The sequence below is a fragment of the Pandoraea soli genome (assembly GCF_902459595.1).
Lineage (GTDB): Bacteria > Pseudomonadota > Gammaproteobacteria > Burkholderiales > Burkholderiaceae > Pandoraea > Pandoraea cepalis.
In genome coordinates, this window is record NZ_CABPSG010000009.1 from 189,692 (window position 1) to 198,058 (window position 8,367).

Below are 8,367 nucleotides of genomic sequence, written 5' to 3' on the forward strand. Positions count from 1 at the left end.
GCGCGCGTTCGACTAGCGCACGAGACATCGCCGACGCGTCGCAGCCGATGCTGCCCCGCCACGGCGTTGTCGATGGAATTTCACTGACCGGCCGAGCGCATTGGCCCCCACGAACTTGCCGAAAACACCGGATGCCGGGGACGTCGATCCTCAGGCCGACACGCCCCGCAAAGCCGCAGTCCCTGCCGCCCCTGTCACGACAGCGGGGGCGCACGGCATGCTGCGCGTACTGCTCGTCACCGATACCGACAAGCCGATTGGCGAGTTGCGGACTGAGCTCGCGCGTCTGGGGTGCGAGATGCTGGTGGAAGTCGCCAAGCCGCAGGCGCTGCCGCGTGTGGTGGAGAGTGAGCGCCCGGACGTCGTCATCATCGATACCGAATCGCCGTCGCGCGACACGCTGGAACAACTCGCGGTGATGAACGCGGCGGCGCCGCGTCCGGTGCTGATGTTCTCGGCCGACGGCAATCAATCGCTGATTCGTGCGGCCGTCGATGCCGGGGTGACGGCATACTCCGTCGAGGGACTGGCGGCAGACCGGCTCGCGCCGATTCTCGAAGTGGCGCTTGCGCGCTTCGCCCATGAGGAAAAGCTGCGCGCACGACTGGCCAAGGCCGAGACCGAACTGGCCGACCGAAAGCTGATCGACCGCGCCAAGCGGCTGCTGATGGACCGACGCAAGATTTCCGAGCAGGAGGCCTACGCCATCCTGCGCAAACGGGCGATGGATCAGGGCGAGAAGCTCGTCGAAGTGGCGCGCCAGCTCGTCTCGATTGCCGAATTACTGGGATAGACACTGCTCATGTCGACGTCATCATGGTTGGCTTCTGACGCACAATTGCCGGACGGTGCGCCAGAGAAACGTCATCTGCGCGTGGGGTTCATCGCGCTGTCCGATGCGGCGCCGCTGGTCGTCGCGAAGCGTCTGGAGCTGGGGCACGAGCACGGGCTGACCCTGGAGCTGAGCCGCGAGTCGTCGTGGGCGGCGGTGCGCGACAAGCTGCTCACGGGCGAGCTGGATGCCGCGCACTCGCTGTATGGCCTCGTGTACGGCGTGCAGTTGGGTATTGGCGGCCCACGCGAAGACATGGCCGTGCTCATGGTGCTCAATCGCAACGGGCAGGCGGTGACGGTCACGCCGTCGCTGGCCGAGGCGATGGCGCGCACGGGCGACTTGCGCGCGGCGCTGGCGTCGCTCGGGCGCAAGCCGGTCTTCGCGCAGACGTTCCCGACGGGCACGCACGCGATGTTTCTCAATTACTGGTTTGCCGCGCAGGGCATCGATCCGCTCACCGAGATCTCCAGCATCGTGATCCCCCCGGCGCATATGGTCGCCGCGATGGAAGAGGGCGGGCTCGACGGGTTTTGCTGCGGCGAGCCGTGGCATGCCGTGGCCCAGGCGCGCGGGCTGGGGCGCACGGTCGTGGTGTCGAGCGACATTTGGCCGAATCATCCTGAGAAGGTGCTGGCCTGCCGCCGGGACTTTGTGTCGCGCTATCCGAAAACGGCACAGGCGCTGGTGCGCACGCTGCTCAGCGCATGCCGCTGGCTGGATATGCCCGGGCATCGGGCGGAAGCGGCGGGATGGCTGGCGGAGCCGGCGTGGGTCGGGGCGCCACGCGACCTGATCGCGGCGCGTCTGCTGGGCGACTTCGGTCGCCTGCAAGGACGGCATGCGTTGCTGCCCGTGAGCTTCTTCGACGAAGGCGTGGTGAATTACCCGCATCCGTCGGATGGCATGTGGTTCATCGCGCAATATCGTCGTTGGGGGATGGTGGGCGATGCGGCGGTGGCCGGTGCCGCGCAAACGGCGGCAGCGGTGAGCCAGACGGCGCTGTTCGAGGCGGCGGCACGTGCCGAGGCCGTGCCGGTGGAGGCCACGCCAGCGCACGAGGTGCTTTGCGACGGCAAGGCCTGGGATGCGGCCGTCGCCGGCGATTTACGCGCGTACGTCGATGGGTTCGATATTCGGGCCCGGTGATGTCGACCGGCGTGGCGACCGGATCAGACCTTTTTGACGAATTCCGATTTCAGACTCATGGCGCCAAAGCCGTCGATCTTGCAATCGATATCGTGGTCGCTGTCCACCAGCCGAATGTTCTTCACCTTGGTGCCCATCTTGATGACGCCACCCGACCCCTTCGGCTTCAAGTCCTTGATAACGGTGACCGTATCGCCATTCTGCAAGAGCGTTCCGGTGGCGTCGCGATAGACGCGTTCGGTGGGTTCCGTTGATGCGGCAGCCTGTGCCGACCATTCATGCGCGCACTCGGGGCAAATGTAGACCCCCCCGTCTTCGTACGTGAATTCGGAGTTGCATTTCGGGCAAGCGGGCAAAGTACTCATGTCGATGGATCCTGAAAGGCCGACGAAGGCGATCAAAGCGCGAAATTATATCGCTGTCGGCGGATTTGCCCGGGCAGCGGTGCTCCCGTGACAGGGCGCCGCGATCACGGTCGGGCTTCGATGACATCCCTAATTGATTCAAGCAACCGGATTACGGACACTCGAACGATCGATAATGCAAATTCGATATCAGTCCCGCCAACGCCTTCTGTTCGTATTCTATGGTCGACGAGACCCGCTTCCCAATCCGCAAGGAATGCCCCCCGGGCGCCTGTACCTGTGATCGGGAAAGCCTCATGCAAGACCCGCACGGTGATCGCCGCCTCCTGCTGTTGACGCAGGCGGAGGAGAAACGGCTGATCGCGCGCATCGAAGCCGTGACCAGTTACGCCGATCTGCAACGCGTAGCCGATTTGATGCAGGCCCAGCTCGGGATTTCGCTGCAGATCGCGCCGAGTGTGAACGAAGTCCGGACGGTCCGAGGCATCAGTATTCGGTTGGTGGCCAAACCGGGCCTTTGCCGGAAGCTCCAGGCGTCGATTCCCGCCGCGGTTCGCCGATGCCTCGATAGTCGTCCCGGTATCGCTTACGCGATCCTGGATGCGCACGATTTGCTGGGTGGCGGTCAATGACGCCGTGACGGCGGCGCTCGGTCACGCTGGGCGGTCTTCCTCGCTTGCCGGGCACGGGCAGGCACAATCAGCGGCTTGCGCAAGTTGCGTATCGCAACTATATTGGTTGCGATGCACAACTGATAGGGGTTGAGATATGGATATCGTCGATCTACCTGGCAAGCCTCGCGAAGCGGAGATTCTGGAACTCCGCGACTTCTCGCGTCGACTGGTTCGCGAACTCGGCTTCATGCGAACGACGCTGGCCGACAGCGATCTCGCGCCGTCGGCGGTTCACGCCATCATCGAGATCGGGGCGACGCCCGGGATCAGTGCCAAGGACCTTGGCAACCTGCTGCGGCTGGATAAATCGAACACTAGCCGGCAAGTGGCGAAGCTCGAGGCCAGCGGGCTCGTGAGGCGCGCGACGGCAAGCAACGACGCGCGTGCCTCCGAACTCTCCCTGACCGACGCGGGGCAGCGGCTTCGAAGCAAGATCGACCGCTTTGCGACCGATCAGGTGTCCAGCGCGCTGCGGCGCATCGTGCCCGCGGATCAGGCGGCCCTGGTCCGGGCGCTTGCCCTGTACGCGGACGCGCTCGCACAGGACAACTCGGCCAAAGGCGCGATCGAGGGGGAAGTCTCCGCACAAGTGGTCGAAGGCTATCAGCCGGGGTGTATCGGCGACATTGCCAGCCTGCACGCGCGCTTTTACGCAGAACACTGGGGGTTTGGCGTGTTTTTCGAGAAGAAGGTGGCAACGGAGCTGGCGGCGTTCGCCAGCGCGTTGCCCGCCGAAGGCAAAGCGCTGTGGCGCCATGTGGGGAATGGGCGCACGCTGGCCTCGCTCGCGATCGACGGCGACCTTGATACCGGTGTCGCGCATTTGCGCTGGTTCATCGTCGACGATTCGTTGCGTGGGGCCGGGGTTGGGCGGCGTCTGATGGCGCAGGCCATGGCCTTCGTCGACGCGCGCTTTCGCGAAACGTACCTATGGACGTTCAAGGGGCTCGATGCCGCGCGTCATTTGTACGAGTCGTTCGGCTTTGCGCTGACCGACGAATCCGAAGGCGAGCAATGGGGGAGCCGGGTTGTCGAGCAACGGTTTTGCCGTCGCGCCGCGGGTACTTCACCGTCGTCGCGCTCGCCTGCTTAGGCTGTCTGCGCACCAGCACACCGGCGCGAGCCTCGCCGATGCCGTGACGACGGGGGACGTTGCCGCTACCCCGTCGCCACGATCACATGCGCCTGAATTTTGCCTGCCACCGGACCGTTGCCGTGGTGCTCGGCTATTGCCTGCGTCGCCCGGTCGGTGGCGAGTTGAAGCAAGCTGGCGTCGCGTGCTTCGATTTCGTTGCGCAGCGGCGTTCCGAGGCAATAGGCCGTGGCGACGTCGCGAGCAGAGGCCGCGTAACTCACCTTCTCGCGAGTTTCGATCGTCATGTGGACGAACCCGGCGCGGCTTAGGTCCTCCCGGATGCGTGCGACGTCGTAATAACCGTGCGGCGTGCGAGCGAGGAATCTCGGCGGGTCGCGCGGGAACAATGCGCCAATGGCTTGAGTGATCTCGTCGGCGAAGGCGTTCTCCTCGATGCGATCCCAGACGGTGAAGACGAAGCGCCCGCCCGGCGTCAGCATGCGACGTGCCTCGGCATAGCCGGCGGCTCTATCGGGAAAAAACATCGCGCCGAATTGGCAGAAAACGACGTCGAACGACGCATCGTCGAACGGCAAGGCGAGCGCGTCGGCCTGTTTCCATTCGATCCGGGCGTCGGTCGGTTGCCTGCCGGCCGCGTAATCGAGCATCGGCTGATTGAGGTCGGTCACCACGTAGCGCGCGTCAGCGCCAAGCTTCGGGGCGAGCGCTCGCGTGACCGCGCCGCTGCCGGCTGCTGTCTCAAGGATGGACTTGGGCGATACGGCAGCGACGATCGCTGCCGTATCGACGGCGTAGGTCTCGAAGATTAACGGCACCATCAGCGTGTCGTAGCACTTCGGAATCGACCCTGCAAATACCTTGTCGGGCTCGAGCATGATGCCCCCTTGAATGCACTGCCGACGGTTCCGGGTTGCCCCGCCGGCTTTTCATTCTAGGCGGGCCACGACTCGCTCGTTGCGGCATTCATCGGCGGGGAGGATCGCCTGGAATGACAAAAGCCCGTCGACCTTGCGGCCGACGGGCTTTCGAATTTGGTTGCGGGGACAGGATTTGAACCTGTGACCTTCGGGTTATGAGCCCGACGAGCTGCCAGACTGCTCCACCCCGCGTCTGAGAACTAAATAATACGAGAATTCCGCGCATCGTGTCAAGCATTTATGACATTAATTTTGTGGGCCTCGGAAAAACATGCGCGACGTGTGCATTTTTGCGGCCTCCCGCGCGCACGTCGCATCACTCGGAAGTCAACCTCGTGGCGGTGCTCACCAGCGGATCGTGGCGCCCGCCTGCACCGAGTGCGAGAGCGACGCCGGGTTCAGGCCGCGTTTGTAACCGACGTCCAGATCGAGGTCCTTCGTCGGGCTGTAGATCGCGCCGACCAGCGCGTAAGCGGGCTTTGTCCGGGTTGTGGCGTCCGAATTGGTCGCGAGACCGATGTCGGCAACCAGACGCACGGTGTCCGTCGCACTGAAAAGCACGGCCGTGGACGCGTTCCACAGGCTCTGTCGGTTACCGGCGCCGTTGTTGTTCCACGTATAGCCGGCGTTGGCCAGGAACGTCCAGCGATCGAGGGTGTATTGCATCAACAGATTGGCGCCGGTGGTCGCGCGCCCATTGCCGAGGCCACGATCCCGACTGGCCGTCGGCAGCGAGACGAACGGCTTCAGGCCGAGGCTCCACTGCTCGGTTTCGAGGAAGCGCCATTTGGCTTGCAACTGGAGGTCGGTAACGCCGCTGGTCCAGCCTTCGCCATCCGGTCGCGTGCGTTGGTACGGCGCCTGGATAGCCACGTCGAGGTTGGGCAGCACGCCGTACGTCAGTGTGTTGTTCCATTGTTGTTGACGCGCGCTCGGCATGGTTATCCACTCGCTGTTCAGCTCGAGCTGCCAGTTACCGGTGTCCTGTGTGCCGGTGTCGTCCGTTACAAGCGGGTTGGTGGCGTGAGCGGCAAGCGGCGCGAGCGCTGCGGCAAGCATCAGAAACTTCTTCATTGAGAACTCCTGCGGGGCGATGGGTGTGTCCCGGTGCGTAAGTCTGGAAATCCGTCGCGCGGATCGTACGGGGGGGCGTGTGACACGGTCAACCGAAACCCGCCGAATGTGCGGTATTCGAGATTCGTGTCTTGGGAGCGTTGCTTGTTGACCGGGCTTCGGGGTGGGAGGCTGGCAGGCAGGGCGGTAGAGACGTAGAGACGTAGGGAGGTAGGGGATAGAGACGTGGAGAGGCGCAGCGGTGGAGATGTGAGGGGGAAGCGGGGCACGAAAGGGACGCCGAGGCTGCCTACGTCGGGTATCGAGTGGTAGACTTCGGGCCCTTTTTAGCGGGGCCGGGCGCACCGCCGCCGACTCACCATGCAAGCCAGAAGTCATCTCATTTTCGGTATCGGCGCAACTTGGCTGATGCATCGCACCGGGTGGGCCGCCAGCGTCCACGCTTGGCCCTTGACGCTCGTTGGCGCATTGCTGCCCGACATCGATCACCCGAAGAGCATGCTGGGACGCCGAGTCGCGCCGGTGTCGCTTTTGGTCTCCGGTCTTTTCGGCCATCGCGGCATGACGCATTCGCTGCTGCTGCCGATCCTGGCGGTCGTGGGCTGCCTGTATGGCTGGGGCCATGTGCCGGTGTGGATGCTTGCGTTGGCGGCCGGGTATTTGTCACATCTGCTGGCCGATTGGCTCACGCCGTCCGGCGTGCCGCTGTGCTGGCCGTTGCGAACGCGCTTCCGTTCGCCGCTTTACGTGACGACCGGGTCGGCGGCGGAGTGGTGCGTGGCCGGGGCACTCGCGTTCGCCATGTGGCGATGGTGGTGAGTGCGGGCGGACGTGCCGGCGCAAGCTGAGGAGGAAGTGAACGCGGTGAAAGCAGCGGAACCAGCGGTAGCGGCGTCGGCTGACACGGCCAACTCGATCAACTCGATCAACTCGATCAACTCGATCAACTCGGCCAACTCGGCCAACTCGGCTGACAGGCCCGCGAGTCGGCCCGCGCGGATATCGGTCAGCGCCAGGGCAACGGCGGCTCGTCCATGAGGGCAACCTGTTCGCGAAGCTCCAGGATGCGGTCCTGCCAGTAGCGCTGCGTGTTGAACCACGGAAAGGCGGCGGGGAACGCCGGATCGTCCCAGCGCCGGGCCAGCCAGGCGCTATAGTGCAGCAGGCGCAGCGTTCGCAAGGCTTCTGTGAGATGCAGCTCGCGCGGGTTGAAGTCGGCAAAGTCCTCGTAGCCGGAAAGGACTTCATCGAGCTGGACCGTCATCTCTTCGCGCGTGCCCGAAAGCAGCATCCACAGATCCTGCATCGCTGGCGCCATGCACGTGTCGTCGAAATCGACGAAGTGCGGGCCTGCATCGGTCCACAAGACGTTGCCGCCATGACAGTCGCCGTGTACGCGCAGCAGTTTCACGTCGCCAGCCCGCTCGTAAGCGCGCGCGACACCGGCGAGCGCCAGGTCGACAATGCTGCGCCAGGCGTCGCGCAGGTCGTTCGGAATGAAGTCGCTCGCCCACAGGTAGTCGACCGGGGTGCGTCCGTACGTGTCGATGTCCAGGGTGATGCGGTGCCGGAACGGCTGGATGGCGCCGACTGCGTGGATACGGCCGAGAAAGCGACCGAGCCAATTGATCGTGTCGGGATCCTGCAGTTCGGGGGCTCGGCCGCCGCGTCGGGGGAAGAGGGCGAAGCGGAAACCGTTGAAATGGTGCAGGGTCGTGCCTTGCGTCTCGAGCGGGGCAACGACCGGGATCTCCTGATGGGCGAGCGCTTGTGTGAAGGCGTGCTCCTCCAGGATGGCGTCGTCGGTCCAGCGCTGGGGGCGATAGAACTTCGCGATGAGCGGCGGGCCGTCTTCCATCCCTACCTGATAGACGCGGTTCTCATAACTGTTGAGGGCGAGCAGGCGCCCGTCGCTGAAATAGCCAAGCCGCTCGACGGCGGCAATGACGGTGTCGGGCAGGAGAGTGGAGAAAGGATGCGCGGGCCCGGAGGCGTCTTGGTCTTGGGAAAGATCGGTGTTCATGGGCGCTATTGTGCCAAAGGCAGTGCGATGGGCGCCGGTTCTCTTCTCTATAGCGTCTGGATACAGATAGGACGCGGTGGAACAGGAACGCGAAAACGCAGAAAATTACCCCGCGTTCAAAAAAGTTTCACAAAGGGCTTGCGTGGTTCGTCGAACCTGTCTAATATTCCGTCTCTCGCAACGACGGCGACGCAGCGAAAGCGGCGAAGCGGTGGAGGCGACGGGCTGGAAAGCCTG

Annotated in this window: 9 protein-coding genes and 1 tRNA gene; 5 read left to right on the forward strand and 5 right to left on the reverse strand. The window is 64.2% G+C overall.

Translation table 11 applies throughout. The features are described from left to right. The first annotated feature begins 217 nt into the window (after positions 1 to 217). Positions 218 to 793, forward strand: coding sequence for an ANTAR domain-containing response regulator (locus tag PSO31014_RS16655; RefSeq protein ID WP_150552652.1), 576 nt, complete (start codon positions 218 to 220; stop codon positions 791 to 793). A 9-nt stretch (positions 794 to 802) separates the two neighbouring features. Beyond that, positions 803 to 1,981: a CmpA/NrtA family ABC transporter substrate-binding protein gene (locus PSO31014_RS16660; RefSeq protein ID WP_150552629.1), complete on the forward strand. Its 1,179-nt coding sequence runs from the start codon at positions 803 to 805 to the stop codon at positions 1,979 to 1,981. 23 nt (positions 1,982 to 2,004) lie between these two features. On the opposite strand, the gene PSO31014_RS16665 is transcribed toward PSO31014_RS16660, so the two are convergent. Then, positions 2,005 to 2,346: a zinc ribbon domain-containing protein YjdM gene (locus tag PSO31014_RS16665; RefSeq protein WP_017233894.1), complete on the reverse strand. Its 342-nt coding sequence runs from the start codon at positions 2,344 to 2,346 to the stop codon at positions 2,005 to 2,007. 296 nt (positions 2,347 to 2,642) lie between these two features. Between PSO31014_RS16665 and PSO31014_RS16670 the strand changes: the two genes are divergently transcribed. Both PSO31014_RS16670 and PSO31014_RS16675 read left to right on the forward strand, forming a co-directional pair. Continuing rightward, complete coding sequence (locus tag PSO31014_RS16670; protein ID WP_246176725.1) at positions 2,643 to 2,978, forward strand: hypothetical protein; 336 nt, start codon at positions 2,643 to 2,645, stop codon at positions 2,976 to 2,978. Positions 2,979 to 3,114: 136 nt separating this feature from the next. Beyond that, the gene (locus tag PSO31014_RS16675; RefSeq protein WP_150552631.1) at positions 3,115 to 4,113 is read left to right on the forward strand and encodes a bifunctional helix-turn-helix transcriptional regulator/GNAT family N-acetyltransferase; all 999 of its coding nucleotides are present in this window, start codon (positions 3,115 to 3,117) and stop codon (positions 4,111 to 4,113) included. 65 nt (positions 4,114 to 4,178) lie between these two features. On the opposite strand, the gene PSO31014_RS16680 is transcribed toward PSO31014_RS16675, so the two are convergent. From PSO31014_RS16680 to PSO31014_RS16690, 3 genes are all read right to left on the reverse strand, one after another. Further along, on the reverse strand, positions 4,179 to 4,991 hold the full coding sequence (locus tag PSO31014_RS16680; protein ID WP_150552632.1) for a methyltransferase domain-containing protein: 813 nt from the start codon (positions 4,989 to 4,991) through the stop codon (positions 4,179 to 4,181). Positions 4,992 to 5,148: 157 nt separating this feature from the next. Continuing rightward, positions 5,149 to 5,225 (reverse strand) — tRNA-Met (locus tag PSO31014_RS16685). A 153-nt stretch (positions 5,226 to 5,378) separates the two neighbouring features. Next, positions 5,379 to 6,107 (reverse strand): transporter, encoded by a 729-nt coding sequence (locus tag PSO31014_RS16690; protein WP_150552633.1) that lies wholly within the window; start codon positions 6,105 to 6,107, stop codon positions 5,379 to 5,381. 360 nt (positions 6,108 to 6,467) lie between these two features. Between PSO31014_RS16690 and PSO31014_RS16695 the strand changes: the two genes are divergently transcribed. Beyond that, the gene (locus PSO31014_RS16695; RefSeq protein WP_150552634.1) at positions 6,468 to 6,926 is read left to right on the forward strand and encodes a metal-dependent hydrolase; all 459 of its coding nucleotides are present in this window, start codon (positions 6,468 to 6,470) and stop codon (positions 6,924 to 6,926) included. A 187-nt stretch (positions 6,927 to 7,113) separates the two neighbouring features. Here PSO31014_RS16695 and PSO31014_RS16705 read toward each other — a convergent pair whose 3' ends face one another. Beyond that, complete coding sequence (locus PSO31014_RS16705) at positions 7,114 to 8,130, reverse strand: serine/threonine protein kinase (protein ID WP_150552636.1); 1,017 nt, start codon at positions 8,128 to 8,130, stop codon at positions 7,114 to 7,116. Positions 8,131 to 8,367 lie beyond the last annotated feature (237 nt).